General features: G+C 61.2%; 17 protein-coding genes and 2 tRNA genes. 18 read left to right on the top strand and 1 reads right to left on the bottom strand.

Annotated elements, in window-relative coordinates; translation table 11 throughout:
* Nucleotides 1-101: 101 nt before the first annotated feature.
* Genes carB through CAF70_RS20520 form a run of 3 tightly spaced genes read left to right on the top strand, consistent with a single transcriptional unit; the run spans nucleotide 102 to nucleotide 4220 of the window.
* Nucleotides 102-3323, top strand: coding sequence for a carbamoyl-phosphate synthase large subunit (gene carB / locus CAF70_RS20530; RefSeq protein WP_085625698.1), 3222 nt, complete (start codon nucleotides 102-104; stop codon nucleotides 3321-3323).
* On the top strand, nucleotides 3320-3802 hold the full coding sequence (greA, locus tag CAF70_RS20525) for a transcription elongation factor GreA (protein WP_085625697.1): 483 nt from the start codon (nucleotides 3320-3322) through the stop codon (nucleotides 3800-3802). The genes carB and greA overlap by 4 nt, the downstream gene beginning before the upstream one ends.
* Nucleotides 3780-4220: an MFS transporter gene (locus CAF70_RS20520; RefSeq protein WP_085625696.1), complete on the top strand. Its 441-nt coding sequence runs from the start codon at nucleotides 3780-3782 to the stop codon at nucleotides 4218-4220. The genes greA and CAF70_RS20520 overlap by 23 nt, the downstream gene beginning before the upstream one ends.
* Before the next feature lie 141 nt (nucleotides 4221-4361).
* Here the strand turns inward: CAF70_RS20520 and yhbY are convergent, their stop codons facing one another.
* Entirely contained in the window at nucleotides 4362-4670 is a 309-nt protein-coding gene (yhbY, locus tag CAF70_RS20515) for a ribosome assembly RNA-binding protein YhbY (RefSeq protein WP_003249945.1), read from the bottom strand.
* Nucleotides 4671-4772: 102 nt separating this feature from the next.
* Between yhbY and rlmE the strand changes: the two genes are divergently transcribed.
* The 15 genes from rlmE to pnp all read left to right on the top strand — a co-directional run bounded on the left by rlmE (nucleotide 4773) and on the right by pnp (nucleotide 20128).
* On the top strand, nucleotides 4773-5399 hold the full coding sequence (rlmE, locus tag CAF70_RS20510) for a 23S rRNA (uridine(2552)-2'-O)-methyltransferase RlmE (protein ID WP_025340705.1): 627 nt from the start codon (nucleotides 4773-4775) through the stop codon (nucleotides 5397-5399).
* A gap of 203 nt (nucleotides 5400-5602) precedes the next feature.
* A complete protein-coding gene (gene ftsH, locus CAF70_RS20505) occupies nucleotides 5603-7507 on the top strand; it encodes an ATP-dependent zinc metalloprotease FtsH (protein WP_015271861.1) in 1905 nt (634 codons plus the stop codon).
* A gap of 8 nt (nucleotides 7508-7515) precedes the next feature.
* Nucleotides 7516-8367 (top strand): dihydropteroate synthase, encoded by an 852-nt coding sequence (gene folP / locus CAF70_RS20500; protein ID WP_085625695.1) that lies wholly within the window; start codon nucleotides 7516-7518, stop codon nucleotides 8365-8367.
* Between the two features lie 16 nt (nucleotides 8368-8383).
* Nucleotides 8384-9724, top strand: a complete 1341-nt coding sequence (glmM, locus tag CAF70_RS20495; protein ID WP_085625694.1) for a phosphoglucosamine mutase — start codon at nucleotides 8384-8386, stop codon at nucleotides 9722-9724.
* A gap of 65 nt (nucleotides 9725-9789) precedes the next feature.
* Nucleotides 9790-10545 carry a triose-phosphate isomerase gene (gene tpiA / locus CAF70_RS20490; protein ID WP_085625693.1) on the top strand — a complete coding sequence of 252 codons (756 nt, stop codon included), beginning with the start codon at nucleotides 9790-9792 and terminating at the stop codon, nucleotides 10543-10545.
* A 4-nt stretch (nucleotides 10546-10549) separates the two neighbouring features.
* The gene (gene secG / locus CAF70_RS20485; RefSeq protein WP_085625692.1) at nucleotides 10550-10948 is read left to right on the top strand and encodes a preprotein translocase subunit SecG; all 399 of its coding nucleotides are present in this window, start codon (nucleotides 10550-10552) and stop codon (nucleotides 10946-10948) included.
* A gap of 21 nt (nucleotides 10949-10969) precedes the next feature.
* Nucleotides 10970-11055: transfer RNA gene (locus CAF70_RS20480), tRNA-Leu, on the top strand.
* 100 nt (nucleotides 11056-11155) lie between these two features.
* Nucleotides 11156-11232, top strand: a tRNA-Met gene (locus tag CAF70_RS20475).
* Nucleotides 11233-11362: 130 nt separating this feature from the next.
* Nucleotides 11363-11821, top strand: a complete 459-nt coding sequence (rimP, locus tag CAF70_RS20470; protein ID WP_003249960.1) for a ribosome maturation factor RimP — start codon at nucleotides 11363-11365, stop codon at nucleotides 11819-11821.
* Between the two features lie 59 nt (nucleotides 11822-11880).
* On the top strand, nucleotides 11881-13362 hold the full coding sequence (gene nusA, locus CAF70_RS20465) for a transcription termination factor NusA (RefSeq protein ID WP_009685349.1): 1482 nt from the start codon (nucleotides 11881-11883) through the stop codon (nucleotides 13360-13362).
* Nucleotides 13363-13389: 27 nt separating this feature from the next.
* The gene (gene infB / locus CAF70_RS20460; RefSeq protein ID WP_085625691.1) at nucleotides 13390-15918 is read left to right on the top strand and encodes a translation initiation factor IF-2; all 2529 of its coding nucleotides are present in this window, start codon (nucleotides 13390-13392) and stop codon (nucleotides 15916-15918) included.
* A gap of 116 nt (nucleotides 15919-16034) precedes the next feature.
* Nucleotides 16035-16433, top strand: coding sequence for a 30S ribosome-binding factor RbfA (rbfA, locus tag CAF70_RS20455; RefSeq protein ID WP_085625690.1), 399 nt, complete (start codon nucleotides 16035-16037; stop codon nucleotides 16431-16433).
* A 3-nt stretch (nucleotides 16434-16436) separates the two neighbouring features.
* Nucleotides 16437-17354: a tRNA pseudouridine(55) synthase TruB gene (gene truB, locus CAF70_RS20450; protein ID WP_013974284.1), complete on the top strand. Its 918-nt coding sequence runs from the start codon at nucleotides 16437-16439 to the stop codon at nucleotides 17352-17354.
* Nucleotides 17355-17501: 147 nt separating this feature from the next.
* On the top strand, nucleotides 17502-17771 hold the full coding sequence (rpsO, locus tag CAF70_RS20445; protein WP_003249971.1) for a 30S ribosomal protein S15: 270 nt from the start codon (nucleotides 17502-17504) through the stop codon (nucleotides 17769-17771).
* A gap of 251 nt (nucleotides 17772-18022) precedes the next feature.
* Complete coding sequence (gene pnp, locus CAF70_RS20435) at nucleotides 18023-20128, top strand: polyribonucleotide nucleotidyltransferase (protein WP_085625689.1); 2106 nt, start codon at nucleotides 18023-18025, stop codon at nucleotides 20126-20128.
* Nucleotides 20129-20311: the final 183 nt, after the last annotated feature.

Genomic DNA, 20311 nt, shown 5'->3' with positions numbered 1-20311 from the left:
CCTGCTTCAAGGCCCCGGGCCGGCTTGCGCCGCGCCCGGAAGCGCCTGACCCAGATTGTTCAAAGCGGCTTGCCGACTGACCCCGGATTTGAGTGACAACCATGCCAAAACGTACAGACATCAAAAGCATCCTGATTCTCGGCGCTGGCCCGATCGTGATCGGCCAGGCCTGCGAATTCGACTACTCCGGCGCTCAGGCCTGTAAAGCCCTGCGCGAGGAAGGTTTCCGCGTCATCCTGGTGAACTCCAACCCGGCCACCATCATGACCGACCCGGCCATGGCCGACGCCACCTACATCGAGCCGATCAAGTGGCAGTCGGTGGCCAAGATCATCGAGAAAGAGCGCCCGGACGCACTGCTGCCGACCATGGGTGGCCAGACTGCACTGAACTGCGCCCTGGACCTGGAGCGCCACGGCGTCCTGGAAAAGTTCGGCGTGGAAATGATCGGTGCCAACGCCGATACCATCGACAAGGCCGAAGACCGTTCGCGCTTCGACAAGGCGATGAAGGACATCGGCCTGGAGTGCCCGCGCTCCGGTATCGCCCATAGCATGGAGGAGGCCAACGCCGTCCTCGAGCGCCTGGGTTTCCCGTGCATCATCCGTCCGTCGTTCACCATGGGCGGCACCGGCGGTGGTATCGCCTACAACCGTGAAGAATTCGAAGAAATCTGCGCCCGTGGTCTGGACCTGTCGCCGACCAAGGAACTGCTGATCGACGAATCGCTGATCGGCTGGAAGGAATACGAGATGGAGGTGGTCCGCGACAAGAAGGACAACTGCATCATCGTCTGCTCGATCGAGAACTTCGACCCGATGGGCGTGCACACCGGTGACTCGATCACCGTTGCCCCGGCGCAGACCCTGACCGACAAGGAATACCAGATCATGCGCAACGCCTCGCTGGCGGTGCTGCGTGAAATCGGTGTTGAAACCGGCGGTTCCAACGTGCAGTTCGGTATCTGCCCGAACACTGGCCGCATGGTCGTGATCGAGATGAACCCGCGCGTTTCGCGTTCCTCGGCGCTGGCCTCCAAGGCCACCGGCTTCCCGATCGCCAAGATTGCTGCCAAGCTGGCTGTCGGCTACACCCTCGACGAGCTGCAGAACGACATCACCGGCGGCCGTACCCCGGCGTCCTTCGAGCCGTCTATCGACTACGTCGTCACCAAGCTGCCGCGTTTCGCCTTCGAAAAATTCCCGAAAGCCGACGCCCGCCTGACCACCCAGATGAAATCCGTGGGTGAAGTCATGGCCATCGGCCGTACCTTCCAGGAGTCCCTGCAGAAAGCCCTGCGCGGCCTGGAAGTCGGTGCCTGCGGCCTCGACCCGAAAGTCGACCTGGCCAACCCTGAGGCCAGCAGCATTCTCAAGCGCGAGCTGACCGTACCGGGCGCCGAGCGCATCTGGTACGTGGCCGACGCCATGCGTGCCGGCATGACCTGCGAACAGATCTTCGACCTGACCGGCATCGACATGTGGTTCCTGGTGCAGATGGAAGACCTGATCAAGGAAGAAGAGAAGGTCAAGACCCTGGCCCTGTCATCGATCGACAAGGACTACATGCTGCGTCTCAAGCGCAAGGGCTTCTCTGACCAGCGTCTGGCCAAGCTGCTGGGCATCACCGACAAGAACCTGCGCCGTCACCGCCACAAGCTGGAGGTGTTCCCGGTGTACAAGCGTGTCGACACCTGTGCTGCCGAGTTCGCCACCGACACCGCCTACCTGTACTCCACCTACGAGGAAGAGTGCGAGGCCAACCCGTCGACCCGCGACAAGATCATGATCCTGGGTGGCGGCCCTAACCGTATCGGCCAGGGTATCGAGTTCGACTACTGCTGCGTACACGCTGCACTGGCGCTGCGTGAAGACGGTTACGAGACCATCATGGTCAACTGCAACCCGGAAACCGTCTCCACCGACTACGATACCTCCGACCGCCTGTACTTCGAGCCGCTGACCCTGGAAGACGTGCTGGAAGTGTGCCGCGTCGAGAAGCCGAAGGGCGTGATCGTTCACTACGGCGGCCAGACCCCGCTGAAACTGGCGCGTGCCCTGGAAGAAGCCGGCGTACCGATCATCGGTACCAGCCCGGACGCCATTGACCGCGCCGAAGACCGCGAGCGCTTCCAGCAGATGGTTCAGCGCCTGAACCTGCTGCAGCCGCCAAACGCTACCGTGCGCAGCGAAGAAGAAGCCATCAGCGCTGCTGGCGGCATCGGCTACCCGCTGGTTGTGCGTCCGTCCTACGTGCTGGGCGGCCGTGCCATGGAAATCGTCTACGAACTGGATGAGCTCAAGCGCTACCTGCGTGAAGCTGTGCAGGTGTCCAACGACAGCCCGGTACTGCTGGACCACTTCCTCAACTGCGCCATCGAGATGGACGTGGACGCGGTGTGCGACGGCACCGACGTGGTAATCGGCGCGATCATGCAGCACATCGAGCAGGCCGGCGTTCACTCCGGTGACTCCGCGTGCTCGCTGCCACCTTACTCGCTGAGCAAGGAAGTGCAGGACGAAGTCCGCGTACAGGTCAGGAAGATGGCTCTGGAGCTGGGCGTGGTCGGCCTGATGAACGTGCAGCTGGCCCTGCAGGGCGACAAGATCTACGTGATCGAAGTCAACCCGCGCGCCTCGCGTACCGTGCCGTTCGTGTCCAAGTGCATCGGCACCTCCCTGGCGATGATCGCGGCCCGCGTCATGGCTGGTAAAACCCTGAAAGAACTGGGCTTCACCCAGGAAATCATCCCGAACTTCTACAGCGTCAAGGAAGCCGTCTTCCCGTTCGCCAAGTTCCCGGGGGTTGACCCGATCCTCGGCCCTGAGATGAAATCGACCGGTGAAGTCATGGGTGTCGGCGACAGCTTCGGTGAAGCCTTTGCCAAGGCCCAGATGGGGGCCAGCGAAGTGCTGCCGACTGGCGGTACCGCGTTCATCAGCGTGCGTGACGACGACAAGCCGCAAGTGGCTGGCGTTGCCCGCGACCTGATCGCCCTGGGCTTCGAAGTGGTTGCAACTGCGGGCACCGCCAAGGTTATCGAAGCGGCTGGCCTGAAAGTGCGCCGTGTGAACAAGGTGACCGAAGGTCGTCCGCACGTGGTCGACATGATCAAGAACGATGAAGTGTCGCTGATCATCAACACCACCGAAGGTCGCCAGTCGATCGCCGATTCCTACTCGATTCGTCGCAATGCGCTGCAGCACAAGATTTACTGCACCACCACCATTGCGGCCGGTGAAGCCATCTGCGAGGCGCTGAAATTTGGTCCGGAAAAGACCGTTCGCCGCCTGCAGGATCTGCATGCAGGACTGAAAGCATGAGCATTACCAAGTACCCGATGACCGTCCAGGGCGCTCGCGCCCTGGAAGAAGAGCTGCTGTTCCTGAGCAAGACCGAGCGCCCGCGCCTGAGCCAGGCCATTGGCGAAGCGCGCGAGCTGGGTGACCTGAAGGAAAACGCCGAATACCATGCTGCTCGTGAAGAGCAGGGCATGGTCGAGGCGCGTATCCGCGATATCGAAGGCCGCCTGCAGAACTCGGTGGTGATCGACGTGACCACCATCGCTCACACCGGTAAGGTGATTTTTGGCACCACCGTGGTGCTGGCCAACACCGAGACCGATGACGAAGTGACCTACCAGATCGTTGGCGAAGATGAAGCCGACGTGAAGAAAGGCAAGCTGTCGAGCAGCGCTCCGATTGCCCGCGCCATCATTGGCAAGGAAGAAGGGGATACCGTTGTCGTGAAGACGCCAAACGGTACGGTCGAGTACGAGATTGTCGAAGTCAAGCACATCTGACCGGCGCCTGCGGGCGCCATCCCTCGAAGGGATCCTCTGGCAGCTGGCCCAGGTCTTCTGGGTCGGTGGCTTGTGGGTGTTTCACGTGGGGCTGGTGCCAGCGCTCAAGGTCAGTGGCCTGGCGCCGCTACTGGTGCAGGATATCGCCGGGCAGATCGACCGCTGGTTGATCGGCGTGGCGTTGCTTGGCTTGTTGACCCAGCTGGCAGTGCTGGCAAGGGTGGACGGCCTGGCGGCCTGGTGGCGGCAATTCCGTGGCCAGATGCTGTTGCTCGGCTTCGGCGCCTGTGTGGGGTATTACACCCTGCGCTACGGTATTTCCGTAGGCGAGCGCTGGCAGATGTTCTGCTTCCTGGTGCTGGGCTTCTCCGGCATCGTGCTGGTGGCCCAGCCGGTGCCGGTCAAGGCCCGACGCTAAGCGGCTCGAAAACGCTGGGTCCGCTTTGCGGCCCATCGCCGGCAAGCCAGCTCCCGCAGGTAGGGCGCATGGCTTGAGTTCGATGCGGTCGGTGTGGGAGCTGGCTTGCCGGCGATGGGCTGCAAAGCAGCCCCCATGCCGTTACTTGTAACGGTGGATGTTGGACAGCTGCTTGTTCGGCTGTGGGTTCTTGCGGTAGATCAGGGCTTTCTTGCCGATGGTCTGCACCAGCTCGGCACGGCCGGCCTTGCACAGTTCGGCAATGGTCTCGGCGCGCTCTTCGCGGTCTTCCGAGCGAATTTCGACCTTGATCAGCTCATGGTCGACCAGGGCGCGCTCCAGTTCGGCGATCACGCCCTCATTCAAACCGTTGCCAGCAACGATCAGGACCGGCTTCAGGTCATGACCAATGGACTTGTATTGCTTCTTCTGCTCGTTATTGAGCGGCATAATCTGACCCTTTCCGTCTGATTCTGTAAAATTGACCGGCATTTTACCCGAGGGCCACCGGCTCCGCCCAGTCAATCACGACGCATATCATCGAGGTGCCCCGTGGTACAACGTTCCAAAAGCAGCGCAAACTGGCTGCGAGAGCATTTCAACGATCCTTTTGTGAAACAGGCACAGAAGGATGGCTACCGCTCGCGTGCGAGCTACAAACTGTTGGAGATCCAGGAAAAGGACCGGCTGATCCGCCCAGGCATGAGCGTGATCGACCTTGGTGCTGCGCCTGGTGGCTGGTCGCAGGTGACCAGTCGTCTGATTGGTGGCCAGGGCCGCCTGATCGCGTCCGACATCCTGGAGATGGACTCGATCCCGGATGTAACCTTCATCCAGGGCGATTTCACCCATGATGAAGTGCTGCAGCGCATTCTCGAGGCGGTCGGCGATTCGCACGTAGACCTTGTGATTTCCGACATGGCCCCCAATATGAGTGGTACGCCCGCGGTGGACATGCCGCGGGCCATGTTCCTCTGCGAACTGGCCCTCGATCTGGCAACCCGCGTGCTAAAGCCCGGCGGCGACTTCCTGATCAAGATTTTCCAGGGCGAAGGGTTTGACGTGTACCTGAAGGACGTGCGCAGCAAGTTCGACAAGGTACAGATGCGCAAGCCGTCGTCATCGCGTGACCGTTCCCGCGAGCAGTACTTGCTGGGCCGGGGCTTCAAGGGGGCGTGAAAGGCGGCAAGCGGGGTGGCCGATAGTTATTTCCAATCGGCCGCTGCGTCAGGATCGTCCGAACTTCGTGTAGTCTAGCTTTCACAAAGGGTTACAGACGGTGCCTGCGGCTGCGTAGGTAATGTAGTAAGTTAGGGCGATGAATATCATGCGAGGAACGGCTGCGTCGTGCGCCGACCTCAGAGGGTAGCGAATTGAACGACATGGCAAAGAATCTGATCCTGTGGTTGATCATCGCAGCTGTCCTGGTGACGGTGATGAACAACTTCTCCAGCCCTAACGAGCCGCAGACCCTCAACTATTCCGACTTCATCCAGCAGGTCAAGGATGGCAAGGTCGAGCGTGTGACCGTCGATGGCTACATCATTACCGGCAAGCGCGCCGACGGCGACAACTTCAAGACCGTGCGCCCGGCCATTACCGACAACGGCCTGATCGGCGACCTGGTCGACAACCACGTCATCATCGAAGGCAAGCAGCCTGAGCAGCAGAGCATCTGGACCCAGCTGCTGGTGGCCAGCTTCCCGATTCTGGTGATCATTGCCGTGTTCATGTTCTTCATGCGCCAGATGCAGGGCGGTGCGGGCGGCAAGGGCGGGCCGATGAGCTTTGGCAAGAGCAAGGCGCGCCTGCTGTCCGAAGACCAGGTCAAGACCACCCTGGCCGACGTTGCAGGTTGCGACGAAGCCAAGGAAGAGGTTGGCGAGCTGGTCGAATTCCTGCGTGACCCGGGCAAGTTCCAGCGTCTGGGCGGCCGTATCCCGCGTGGCGTGCTGATGGTCGGCCCGCCCGGTACCGGCAAGACCCTGCTGGCCAAGGCCATCGCCGGCGAGGCGAAGGTGCCGTTCTTCACCATTTCCGGTTCGGACTTCGTGGAAATGTTCGTCGGTGTCGGTGCCAGCCGTGTGCGCGACATGTTCGAGCAGGCCAAGAAGCACGCCCCGTGCATCATCTTCATCGACGAGATCGACGCTGTTGGTCGCCACCGTGGCGCCGGCATGGGCGGCGGTCACGACGAGCGTGAGCAAACCCTCAACCAGTTGCTGGTGGAGATGGATGGCTTCGAGATGAACGATGGTATCATCGTCATCGCGGCTACCAACCGTCCGGACGTGCTCGACCCGGCGCTGCTGCGCCCCGGTCGCTTCGACCGCCAGGTGGTGGTCGGCCTGCCGGACATTCGTGGTCGCGAACAGATCCTCAAGGTGCACATGCGCAAGGTGCCGGTCGGCGAAAACGTCAATCCCGCGGTCATCGCCCGTGGTACCCCCGGCTTCTCCGGTGCCGACCTGGCCAACCTGGTCAACGAGGCCTCGCTGTTTGCCGCGCGCGCCAACAAGCGCCTGGTCGAAATGAAAGAGTTCGAGCTGGCCAAGGACAAGATCATGATGGGCGCCGAGCGCAAGACCATGGTCATGTCCGAGAAAGAAAAGCAGAACACCGCCTACCACGAGGCTGGCCACGCCATTGTCGGTCGCCTGGTGCCCGAGCACGATCCGGTCTACAAGGTATCGATCATTCCGCGCGGTCGCGCCCTGGGCGTGACCATGTTCCTGCCGGAAGAAGACCGCTACAGCCTGTCCAAGCGCGCACTGATCAGCCAGATCTGCTCGCTGTACGGTGGCCGTATTGCCGAGGAAATGACCCTGGGCTTCGACGGTGTCACTACCGGCGCATCCAACGACATCATGCGTGCCAGCCAGATCGCCCGCAACATGGTGACCAAGTGGGGCCTTTCCGAAAAGCTCGGCCCGCTGATGTACGCCGAGGAAGAAGGCGAGGTATTCCTGGGCCGCAGCGCTGCCAGCCAGCACGCCAGCGTTTCCGGCGAAACCGCCAAGCTGATCGACTCGGAAGTGCGCAGCATCATCGACCAGTGCTACGCCACCGCCAAGCAGCTGCTCACCGACAACCGTGACAAGCTCGATGCCATGGCCGAAGCGCTGATGAAGTACGAGACCATCGACGCCGAGCAGATTGACGATATCATGGCCGGCCGTACCCCCCGCGAACCGCGCGACTGGGATGATGACTCCGCTTCGGGCAAGCCTGCCGCCCAGGGTGATCGCCCGGAATCGCCGATCGGCGGTCCAGCGGCTCAACACTAAGGGCATCTATGAGCTCAGTGCAGTACCCGACCCGGTTGCCTTGCGGCAACCGGGTTCTTGATTTGTCGCGTACCCATGTCATGGGTATTCTCAATATCACACCTGATTCCTTCTCCGATGGCGGGCGCTTCAACCAGCGCGACGAGGCATTGCGTCATGCCGAAGCGATGGTTGCCGCAGGCGCCACGCTGATCGACATCGGCGGCGAGTCCACGCGGCCGGGTGCTCGCGCGGTATCGGTGACCGAGGAACTGGAGCGGGTGGCGCCCATGGTCGAGGCGATCAATAGCCGCCTCGATGTGGTTATCTCGGTCGATACCTCCACGCCTGCGGTCATGCGTGAAGCGGCGCGCCTCGGTGCCGGGCTGATCAACGATGTCCGGGCCCTGGAGCGCGATGGTGCCCTGGACGCGGCCGCGGATACCGGCCTGCCGGTGTGCCTCATGCACATGCGCGGCGAGCCGGGTAACATGCAGGACGACCCGCATTACGAAGATGTGACCGTCGACGTTACGCATTATCTTGAGCAGCGAATGGCCGCCTGTGCTGCAGCGGGCATCGACGTTAACAGAATCATTCTTGATCCGGGCTTCGGTTTCGCCAAGACACTGGCGCACAACCTGAGCCTGTTCAAGCACATGGAAGCGCTCTATCGCCTTGGGCGCCCGCTGCTGGTGGGTGTTTCACGAAAGAGCATGATCGGCCTGACGCTGGAACGTCCGGTCGGCGAGCGCTTGTACGGCAGCCTTGCGCTGGCGGCGTTGGCCATGACCAAGGGGGCGAGCATCCTTCGTGTCCATGACGTGGCCGAAACCGTCGATGTAGTGCGCATGATCGCTGCGGTGCAAAACGCCGAATAAGAACATTGGAGCCCCTATGAGCAGAAAATACTTTGGTACCGACGGCATTCGTGGCCGCGTCGGCGAATACCCGATCACGCCTGACTTCATGCTGAAGCTTGGCTGGGCGGCCGGCATGGCCTTCCGCAAGCAAGGCCACTGCCGGGTGCTGGTGGGCAAGGACACCCGTATCTCCGGCTACATGTTCGAGTCCGCGCTCGAAGCCGGCCTGTCCGCGGCGGGTGCCGATGTGATGCTGCTTGGGCCGATGCCGACGCCGGCCATCGCCTACCTGACGCGAACCTTCCACGCTGAAGCCGGCATCGTCATCAGTGCATCGCACAACCCGCACGACGACAATGGCATCAAGTTCTTCTCGGGCCAGGGGACCAAGCTGCCGGACGAAGTCGAGCTGATGATCGAGGAATTGCTCGACCAGCCGATGACCGTGGTCGAGTCGAGCAAACTGGGCAAGGTTTCGCGCATCAACGATGCCGCCGGTCGCTATATCGAATTCTGCAAGAGCAGCGTGCCGAGCAGCACCAGCTTCGATGGCCTCAAGCTGGTTGTCGACTGCGCCCACGGTGCTACCTACAAAGTTGCGCCAAGCGTGTTCCGCGAGCTGGGTGCCGAGGTGACCGTGCTGCACGCCCAGCCCGACGGCCTGAACATCAACGAAGGCTGCGGCTCGACCCACATCGAATCGCTGCAGGCCGCGGTGCTGGTGGGCCATGCCGACCTGGGCATCGCTTTCGACGGTGACGGCGACCGCGTGCTGATGGTCGACCATACCGGCGCCATCGTCGATGGCGACGAACTGCTGTTCATCATTGCCCGCGACCTGCAGGACCGTGGCAAGCTGCAGGGCGGGGTAGTGGGTACGCTGATGAGCAACCTGGGCCTTGAGCTGGCGCTGAAGGACCTGGATATCCCGTTCGTGCGGGCCAAGGTCGGCGACCGTTATGTCATGGCCGAACTGCTGGAGCGTGAGTGGCTGGTCGGGGGTGAAAACTCCGGTCACGTGGTGTGCTGCAACCACACCACCACGGGTGACGCGATCATCGCTGCCCTGCAGGTGCTGATGGCGCTCAAGCGTCGTGGTGAAACCCTGGCCCAGGCCCGTCAGGCCCTGCGCAAGTGCCCACAGGTGCTGATCAACGTGCGCTATGGGGCCAGCAAGGTCGACCCGCTGGAGCACCCGTCGGTCAAGGAAGCCAGCGCCAAGGTGACCGAAGCGTTGGCCGGGCGTGGTCGCGTGCTGCTGCGCAAATCCGGTACCGAGCCGTTGGTGCGGGTGATGGTCGAGGGCGAAGACGAAAGCCAGGTGCGTGCGCACGCTGAAGCGCTGGCCAAACTGGTCGGCGAAGTTTGTGTCTGAAGGCGCTTGCCAGCGCAGATAGGGTTGGGTACTATCTGCGCCCACTTTGACCGACGAGGTAAAGCATGCGTCGCCCCATGGTAGCTGGTAACTGGAAGATGCACGGTACCCGCGCTAGCGTCGCTGAGCTGACCGAAGGCTTGAGAAATCTGGCCTTGCCGAGCGGAGTGGAAGTCGCGGTGTTTCCACCGGCCTTGTTCATCAATCAAGTGATCGATGGTCTGGCAGGTAAGGAAATTACTGTCGGCGCACAGAATTCTGCAGTACAACCCGAACAGGGTGCGCTGACCGGAGAAGTTGCTCCGGAACAGCTGGTTGAAGCAGGTTGCAAGTTGGTGTTGATTGGTCATTCAGAGCGTCGCCAGATCATTGGTGAAAGCGACGAAGTGCTCAATCGCAAGTTTGCGGCGGCCCAGGCCAAAGGTTTGAAGCCAGTGTTCTGCATCGGGGAAACCCTTGAAGAGCGCGAGGCCGGCAAAACGCTCGAAGTTGTCGGGCGTCAACTAAGCAGTATCATCGAAGCATTCGGTGTTAAGGCTTTTGCCAATGCAGTAATTGCCTATGAGCCTGTATGGGCCATCGGCACCGGCCTTACGGCCACGCCACAGCAGGCCCAGGATGTGCATGCCGCCATCCGCGGCCAGCTGGCGGCAGAAGATGCTGAAGTGGCTGCGAAGGTGCAGTTGCTCTACGGCGGCAGCGTGAAGGCGGCCAATGCGGCCGAACTGTTCGGCATGCCGGATATCGATGGGGGGCTCATTGGTGGGGCGTCCCTGAACGCAGACGAATTCGGTGCAATTTGTCGCGCCGCAGGAAACTGAACAAATGCTGGAAACAGTCATCGTTGTTTTTCATCTGTTGGCAGCGCTGTCGCTTGTAGTGCTGGTTCTGTTGCAACAGGGTAAGGGTGCGGAAGCAGGTGCATCTTTCGGCGCGGGTGCTTCAAATACCGTGTTCGGGAGCCAGGGCTCTGCAACGTTCCTGAGTAAATTAACTGCTATACTCGCTGCCACTTTCTTTTTGACAGCACTTGGGTTAGGATACTTCGCGAAGCAACAAGCTCACCAGCTTAGCCAAGCGGGTCTTCCGGATCCAGCAGTGCTAGAAGTGAAAGAGCCGCAGAAACCGGCAGTTAATGATGATGTACCGGTGCTCCAGCAGCAGAAGAGCGAAACCACTCCTGATACGGGTGATGTACCTCCTCCGGCACAAGAGCAGAAGTAACGGGTTTCAAGTAGTAGTATTGCCGAGGTGGTGGAATTGGTAGACACGCAACCTTGAGGTGGTTGTGCCCATAGGGTGTAGGGGTTCGAGTCCCCTTCTCGGTACCAATTAAAGCTTGAGAGCCCGCTTTAGCGGGCTTTCTTGCAGGTGAAGGTTCGGATTTGACCCTCAACAGGGTTCGGTCTTATACTTTTGCCCCAGCTTTGTCGCGGGGTGGAGCAGCTTGGTAGCTCGTCGGGCTCATAACCCGAAGGTCGTTGGTTCAAATCCAGCCCCCGCAACCAGCTTCAGCGGAGCCCCTTTTCAGGGGCTTTTTGCTAACCGAACAGTTTTCGGCGTCGTTGTCCAACGGCGCTTTCAGGGATGGGCGCTTCGCCCATTTTTTATTTGCACAGCATGCACGAGGGGGTTCAGGTGTCGAGCAAGCTAGAACAGTTGCAGGCCTTGTTGGCCCCGGTTGTCGAGGGTCTGGGCTATCAATGCTGGGGGATCGAATACGTTTCCCAGGGTAAGCATTCGGTACTGCGCATCTACATCGACAAGGAAGGCGGCATCCTGGTGGACGACTGCGAAGCGGTCAGCCGTCAGGCCAGCGCAATTCTCGATGTGGAAGATCCGATCAGCAGTGAATACACCCTTGAGGTGTCTTCTCCAGGCATGGATCGCCCACTGTTCACTCTGGAACAGTTTGCCTCGCATGCCGGCGAACAAGTGAAGATCAAGCTGCGCTCACCCTTCGAGGGTCGTCGTAACTTCCAGGGCCTTCTCCGCGGTGTGGAGGAGCAGGACGTGGTGGTCCAGGTGGACAATCAAGAGTTCCTGTTGCCGATCGACTCGATCGACAAGGCCAATATTATTCCCAGTTTTGACTGAGACGTGCCGGGCCCGGCGGACGATCCGGGCCCAATGGCTTGCGCAAGGCGAGGCGTACGATGAGCAAAGAAGTACTGCTGGTTGTTGAATCGGTATCCAACGAAAAAGGTGTACCGCCCGGCGTCATTTTCGAAGCGCTGGAAGTGGCTCTGGCCACTGCAACCAAAAAACGTTTTGAAGACGAAGTCGACCTGCGTGTGGAAATCAACCGCCACACCGGTAGCTACGAGACCTTCCGTCGCTGGACCGTGGTCGATGAAGCCGATCTTGATGATCCGGCGATCGAGACCTGGCTCGACAAGATCAAGGACACCCACCCTGAAGCCAAGGTCGGTGACGTGATCGAAGAGAAGATCGAGTCCATCGAGTTCGGTCGTATCGCCGCCCAGACCGCCAAGCAGGTCATCGTGCAGAAGGTCCGTGAGGCCGAGCGTGCCCAGGTGGTCGATGCCTACCGCGAGCGCGTTGGCGAGATCATCTCCGGTACCGTGAAAAAGGTTACCCGCGACAACGTCATCGTTGACCTGGGCAACAACGCTGAGGCCTTGCTGGCCCGCGAAGACATCATTCCGCGCGAAACCTTCCGCGTTGGCGTGCGCCTGCGTGCGCTGCTGAAGGAAATTCGCACTGAAAACCGTGGCCCACAGCTGATCCTGTCGCGCACCGCGCCACAGATGCTGATCGAGCTTTTCCGCATCGAAGTGCCGGAAATTGCCGAGGGCCTCATCGAAGTCATGGCTGCCTCCCGTGATCCGGGTTCGCGAGCCAAGATTGCCGTCCGCTCCAAGGACAAGCGCATCGACCCGCAAGGCGCCTGCATCGGCATGCGTGGTTCGCGCGTCCAGGCCGTATCCGGGGAGTTGGGTGGTGAGCGTGTGGATATCGTCCTCTGGGACGATAACCCGGCGCAGTTCGTCATCAACGCCATGTCGCCGGCTGAAGTCGCGGCGATCATCGTTGATGAAGATGCCCATGCCATGGACATCGCCGTCGCCGAAGACAACCTGGCCCAGGCCATTGGCCGTGGCGGTCAGAACGTTCGCCTGGCCAGTCAGTTGACCGGCTGGACCCTGAACGTGATGACCGAGAAGGACATCCAGGCCAAGCAGCAGGCCGAAACCGGTGACATCCTGCGCAATTTCATCGATGAACTGGAAGTCGACGAGGAGCTGGCCCAAGTGCTGGTCGACGAAGGCTTCACCAGCCTCGAGGAAATTGCCTACGTACCGTTGGAAGAAATGCTCAACATCGATGGCTTTGACGAGGATATCGTCAATGAGCTCCGCGCTCGGGCCAAGGACCGTTTGTTGACCAAGGCCATCGCTACCGAAGAAAAACTGGCAGACGCCCACCCGGCTGAAGACCTGCTCTCCCTTGAGGGCATGGACAAGGACCTGGCGGCGGAACTGGCGGTGCGCGGCGTGGTTAACCGCGAAGACCTGGCCGAGCAGTCGATAGACGATCTGCTCGACATCGACGGCATCGACGAAGAGCGTGCCGGCAAGTTGATCATGGCCGCCCGAGCCCACTGGTTCGAGTAATTAGGCGCGGCCTGAGGAGAGAAGTGCATGACGCAAGTCACGGTGAAAGAACTGGCCCAAGAGGTCGAGGCACCGGTAGAGCGCCTGCTGCAGCAGATGCGTGAGGCAGGTCTGCCGCACACCGACGCCGGTCAGGTAGTGACCGACAATGAGAAGCAGACCCTGCTGACTCATTTGAAGAGCAGCCACAAGAGCAAGGCGGAAGAGCCGCGCAAGATTACCTTGCAGCGCAAAACCACCAGCACCCTGCGTGTCGCCGGTAGCAAGAGCATCAGCGTAGAAGTACGCAAGAAGAAAGTATTCGTGCAGCGCAGCCCGGAAGAAATCCAGGCTGAGCAGAAGCGTGAGCTGGAAGAGCGCCGCGCGGCTGAAAATGCCGCTCGCGACAAGGTCGAGGCCGAAGTTCGCCAGCGCAACGAAGAGCAGGCTCGCCGTCAGGCCGCCGAAGCCCCGGCTGCCGCCCCTGCGCCTGCTGCCAAGCCTGAGGCGGCACCTGCTGCTGCCCCGGCTCCGGTAGTTGCCGACGCTCCGGCGTCCGAAGACGCCGCAGCCCGTGCTGCCGAGCGCAAGAAGGACGAAGCCCGTCGCAACGAAGGCCGCACCCGTGACGAAGACCGTCGCCGTGGCGAGGCCCCGCGCGTGTCGATCAAGGTCAAGGTCAAGGAGAAGGAAAAGGCTCCGACGCCTCGTGCCGCGCCGCGCACCACCGATGAAGAGAGCGATGGCGTACGCCGTGGCCGCGGTGGCAAGAGCAAGCTGAAGAAGCGCAACCAGCACGGCTTCCAGAACCCGACCGGTCCAGTCATTCGTGACGTGACCATCGGCGAGACCATCACCGTCTCGGAACTGGCCCAGCAGATGTCGGTCAAGGCCGCTGAAGTGGTCAAGTTCATGTTCAAGCTGGGTACCCCGGTCACCATCAACCAGGTGCTCGACCAGGAAACCGCTCAGCTGGTCGCCGAAGAACTGGGCCACAAAGTGACCCTGGTCAGCGATACCGCCCTGGAAGACTCCCTGGCCGAATCGCTGAAATTCGAAGGTGAAGTCGAATCGCGTGCGCCGGTCGTTACCGTCATGGGTCACGTTGACCATGGTAAGACCTCGCTGCTCGACTACATCCGTCGTGCCAAGGTTGCCGCTGGCGAAGCCGGTGGTATCACCCAGCACATCGGTGCCTACCACGTGGAAACCGACCGCGGCATGGTCACCTTCCTCGATACCCCTGGCCACGCTGCGTTCACCGCAATGCGTGCCCGTGGTGCCAAGGCTACCGACATCGTCATCCTGGTGGTGGCGGCGGACGACGGCGTGATGCCGCAAACCCGCGAAGCCGTTCAGCATGCCAAGGCAGCTGGCGTTCCGCTGGTGGTCGCGGTGAACAAGATCGACAAGCCGGGTGCCGACCTCGACCGCATCCGCAACGAGCTGGCCGTCGAAGGCGTGACCTCCGAGGACTGGGGTGGTGATACTCCATTCGTCAAGGTTTCGGCCAAGATGGGTACCGGCGTCGACGAGCTGCTCGAAGCTGTCCTGCTGCAGGCCGAGATTCTCGAACTGACCGCTACCCCGACCGCCCCAGGTCGTGGCGTGGTTGTCGAATCGCGCCTGGACAAGGGCCGTGGCCCGGTGGCGACCATTCTGGTTCAGGATGGTACCCTGCGTCAGGGCGACATGGTCCTGTGCGGTTCCAACTATGGCCGCGTGCGCGCCATGCTCGACGAGAACGGCAAGCCTGTGAAGGAAGCCGGCCCGTCGATCCCGGTCGAAATCCTCGGCCTGGACGGCACCCCGGAAGCCGGTGACGAGCTGTCCGTGGTTGCCGACGAGAAGAAGGCCCGTGAAGTTGCCCTGTTCCGTCAAGGCAAGTACCGCGAGGTCAAGCTGGCCCGTGCTCACGCCGGCAAGCTGGAAAACATCTTCGAGACCATGGGTCAGGAAGAGAAGAAGACCCTCAACATCGTCCTCAAGACCGACGTGCGTGGTTCCCTGGAAGCACTGCAGGGTTCGCTGTCGGGCCTGGGCAACGACGAAGTTCAGGTGCGCGTGATCGGTGGCGGCGTCGGTGGTATCACCGAAAGCGACGCCAACCTGGCGCTGGCTTCGAATGCAGTACTGTTCGGCTTCAACGTGCGTGCCGATGCCGGCGCGCGCAAGATCGTCGAGCAGGAAGGTCTGGATATGCGTTACTACAACGTGATCTACGACATCATCGAAGACGTCAAGAAGGCTCTGACCGGCATGCTCGGCAGCGATGTTCGCGAGAACATCCTGGGTGTTGCCGAAGTCCGTGACGTGTTCCGTTCGCCGAAGTTCGGCGCCATCGCTGGCTGTATGGTCATCGAAGGTACCGTGTACCGCAACCGTCCGATCCGCGTACTGCGCGAAGACGTTGTGATCTTCGAAGGCGAACTGGAATCGCTGCGTCGCTTCAAGGACGATGCCTCCGAAGTGCGTAACGGCATGGAGTGCGGTATCGGCGTGAAGAGCTACAACGACGTCAAGGTCGGCGACAAGATCGAAGTCTTCGAGAAAGTCCAGGTGGCTCGTACCCTGTAAGGGGCGAGCGTGGCGCAGGCCCCGCCCCAGGGCGGCTGGCAGCGTCTCTGAAGGTAGCGCCCGGTCAGGCTTCAGCTTGACCGGGCGTTTGCCGCTTTAAGTTACAGGTAGCAAGAATGGCAAAAGAATATAGCCGTACCCAACGCATCGGCGACCAGATGCAGCGCGAGCTGTCGGAACTGATCCGCCGTGAAGTCAAAGACCCGCGCGTCGGCCTGGTGACCATCACTGCCGTCGACGTCAGCCGCGACCTTGGCCACGCCAAGGTGTTCATCACCGTGATGGGCCAGGACGGCGCCGACGCAGTGCCGCAGACCCTCAAGGCCCTGACCAGCGCCGCGAGCTTCCTGCGCCTGCACCTGGGCCGTGTGATGCAACTGCGCAGCGTGCCGCAACTGCATTTCCACTTCGACGAGAGCGTCAGCCGAGGTGCCCACCTGTCGGCACTGATCGAGCGCGCGGTCGCCGAAGACCGTCAGCACAAGGATGCCGACAAGCCGGACGCCGAGGAGTAAGCGGTGGCCCAGGTCAAACGTATTCGCCGCAACGTCAGCGGCATCATCCTGCTCGACAAGCCGCTGGGCTTCACCTCCAACGCCGCGCTGCAAAAGGTGCGCTGGCTGCTCAATGCGGAAAAGGCCGGCCACACCGGCAGCCTCGACCCGCTGGCAACCGGCGTTCTGCCATTGTGCTTTGGCGAAGCGACCAAGTTTTCGCAGTACCTGCTCGATTCCGACAAGGGCTACGAAACGGTCATGCAGATGGGGCAGACTACCAACACCGGCGATGCCGAAGGTGAAGTGCTGCAGACCCGCGAGGTGACCGTTGGTCGCGCCGACATCGAGGCCCTGCTGCCGCGTTTTCGTGGCCAGATCAGCCAGATACCGCCGATGTACTCGGCGCTCAAGCGTGACGGACAGCCGCTGTACAAGCTGGCTCGTGCAGGAGAGGTAGTGGAGCGCGAGGCGCGTTCTGTTACTATTGGCCGCTTGGAGTTGCTCGAGTGCGAAGGCACCCGTGCACGGTTGAGCGTAGGATGCAGCAAAGGCACCTATATCCGTACCCTGGTGGAGGATATTGGCGAGGCCCTTGGCTGCGGCGCCTATGTCGCCGAGCTGCGCAGGACCCAGGCCGGGCCTTTCGCGCTGGCACAGACGGTCACCCTCGAGGAACTCGAACAGGCCCACGCCGAAGGCGGCAACGAAGCGCTCGACCGCTTCCTGATGCCCTCGGACAGCGGCCTGCAGGACTGGCCGCTGGTGTGCCTGTCCGAGCACAGTGCGTTCTACTGGCTGCATGGGCAGGCGGTACGCGCTCCGGACGCGCCACAATTTGGCATGGTCCGGGTACAGGATCACAATGCACGCTTCATCGGTATCGGTGAAGTGAGCGAAGACGGGCGCATTGCGCCGCGTCGGCTGATTCGGTCGGAATGACCGAAACCGTGGGGCAAGGCAATTGCCAGGTCCTGCGGCACCAAGGGTGGCTGTCAGTAGGCACGGTCACACCTTTTTTATTAATACAGGGATTTGTCCCTGGCCTATTGGACCCCGCATGCGGGATCCGTTATCAGGAGAAGCCACATGGCCCTCAGCGTTGAAGAAAAAGCTCAGATCGTTGCCGAATACCAGCAAGCCGCCGGCGATACCGGTAGCCCGGAAGTGCAGGTTGCTCTGCTGACCGCCAACATCAACAAGCTGCAAGGCCACTTCAAGGCCAACGACAAAGACCACCACTCCCGTCGTGGTCTGATCCGTATGGTCAACCAGCGTCGTAAGCTGCTGGATTACCTGAAGGGCAAAGACACCACTCGTTACAGCGCCCTGATCGGTCGCCTGGGCCTGCGTCGCTAATAGCGGCCTGGTCAGTGGTGTGCATGGCGTGTCGCAGGCTTCGACAGGGCTGTTTTGCAGTGCTGCCGTTGGACACGCCACGCGTATCTCCGAGGTTGGCAGCCTGGCAATGCTGAGCGGTTTTTCCGCTTGGTGCCAGGCTCCCAGCCTCGTGTTGTATCTGGACGGTCAATGGGGCCGATTCCCCGTTCTGCCCAAGAATTCGCAAGAAACCAGTTCCCCCAAGAGCCACTGAAAAAAGGTAGGAAACCGTGAACCCGGTAATCAAGACTTTCCAGTTCGGTCAATCGACCGTCACTCTCGAAACGGGCCGCATTGCCCGTCAGGCAACCGGCGCCGTGCTGGTTACCGTCGACAACGACGTCACCGTGCTGGTGACTGTGGTAGGTGCCAAACAGGCTGATCCAGGCAAGGGCTTCTTCCCGCTGTCGGTTCACTACCAGGAAAAGACCTACGCCGCCGGCAAGATCCCGGGTGGCTTCTTCAAGCGTGAAGGCCGTCCTTCCGAGAAAGAGACCCTGACCTCGCGCCTGATCGACCGTCCGATCCGTCCGCTGTTCCCGGAAGGCTTCATGAACGAAGTGCAGGTCGTCTGCACCGTGGTTTCCACCAGCAAGAAGACCGACCCGGACATCGCTGCGATGATCGGTACCTCGGCTGCCCTGGCCATTTCCGGCATTCCGTTCGAAGGCCCGATCGGCGCCGCTCGCGTTGCCTTCCACGAAAGCACCGGCTACCTGCTGAACCCGACCTACGAGCAACTGGCTGCCTCGAGCCTGGACATGGTCGTTGCCGGTACCGAATCGGCTGTACTGATGGTTGAATCGGAAGCCAAAGAGCTGACCGAAGACCAGATGCTGGGCGCCGTACTGTTCGCCCACGACGAGTTCCAGGCCGTTATCCAGGCCGTCAAGGAACTGGCCGCCGAAGCCGGCAAGCCGACCTGGGACTGGCAGCCAGCCCCGGCCAACGTCGAGCTGATGAACCTGGTGCGTGGCGAGTTCGGCGAAGCCGTTTCGCAGGCCTACACCATCACCCAGAAGGCTGACCGCTACAACCGCCTGGGCCAGCTGCGCGACGAGGCTATTGCCCGTCTGAGCAACGAAGAGACCGGCCCGTCCGCCAGCGCCATCAAGGAAATCTTCGGCGAGCTGGAGTACCGCACCGTCCGCGAGAACATCGTCAACGGCAAACCGCGTATCGACGGCCGTGACACCCGCACCGTGCGCCCGCTGAACATCGAAGTCGGCGTACTGCCGAAGACCCACGGCTCGGCGCTGTTCACCCGTGGCGAAACCCAGGCCCTGGTCGTTGCGACCCTGGGTACTGCCCGTGACGCCCAGCTGCTGGACACCCTGGAAGGCGAGAAGAAAGACCCGTTCATGCTGCACTACAACTTCCCGCCATTCTCGGTGGGTGAGTGCGGCCGCATGGGTGGCGCCGGCCGTCGTGAAATCGGCCACGGTCGCCTGGCCCGTCGTGGCGTACAGGCGATGCTGCCGAGCGACAGCGAATTCCCGTACACCATCCGCGTGGTTTCGGAAATCACCGAATCCAACGGTTCCAGCTCCATGGCGTCGGTCTGCGGTGCTTCCCTGGCCCTGATGGACGCCGGTGTACCGATGAAGGCGCCGGTTGCCGGTATCGCCATGGGCCTGGTCAAGGAAGGTGACAAGTTCGCCGTCCTGACCGACATCCTGGGTGACGAAGACCACCTGGGCGACATGGACTTCAAGGTAGCCGGTACCGCCAAGGGTGTTACCGCGCTGCAGATGGACATCAAGATCAACGGCATCACCGAAGAGATCATGGAAATCGCCCTGGGCCAGGCCCTGGAAGCGCGCCTGAACATCCTCGGCCAGATGAACCAGATCATCGCCCAGTCGCGTAGCGAGCTGTCGGCCAACGCGCCGACCATGATCGCGATGAAGATCGACACCGACAAGATCCGTGACGTCATCGGTAAAGGCGGCGCCACCATTCGCGCAATCTGCGAAGAGACCAAGGCTTCGATCGACATCGAAGACGATGGCTCGATCAAGATCTTCGGCGAAACCAAGGAAGCGGCAGATGCTGCCAAGCAGCGCATCCTGGGCATCACCGCCGAGGCCGAGATCGGCAAGATCTACGTCGGCAAGGTCGAGCGCATCGTCGACTTCGGCGCGTTCGTCAACATCCTGCCGGGCAAGGACGGCCTGGTGCATATCTCCATGCTGAGCGATGCTCGCGTCGAGAAAGTCACCGACGTTCTGAAAGAAGGCCAGGAAGTCGAAGTACTGGTACTGGACGTGGACAACCGCGGCCGTATCAAGCTGTCGATCAAGGACGTTGCCGCGGCCAAGGCCTCGGGCGTCTGATGAGCGCCTCGCAGTAGCAAGAAAGGCCCCGCGAGGGGCCTTTTTTTATGGCTGTACGGAACCTTTTGCGGACTTGCATCTTGCATGCAGTTTTATCGTGCAGATTGCAGAATGCACGACGCCCGCCAAGTCGAATTTTGTCTAACTTATTGATTTATAAGAAAACAAGCGAAGCGGAAAAGC

Origin of the sequence: Pseudomonas sp. B19(2017), from assembly GCF_002113165.1 — a bacterium.
In the GTDB taxonomy this organism is placed as follows: domain Bacteria; phylum Pseudomonadota; class Gammaproteobacteria; order Pseudomonadales; family Pseudomonadaceae; genus Aquipseudomonas.
This window is presented reverse-complemented; position numbering and strand designations above follow the sequence as displayed.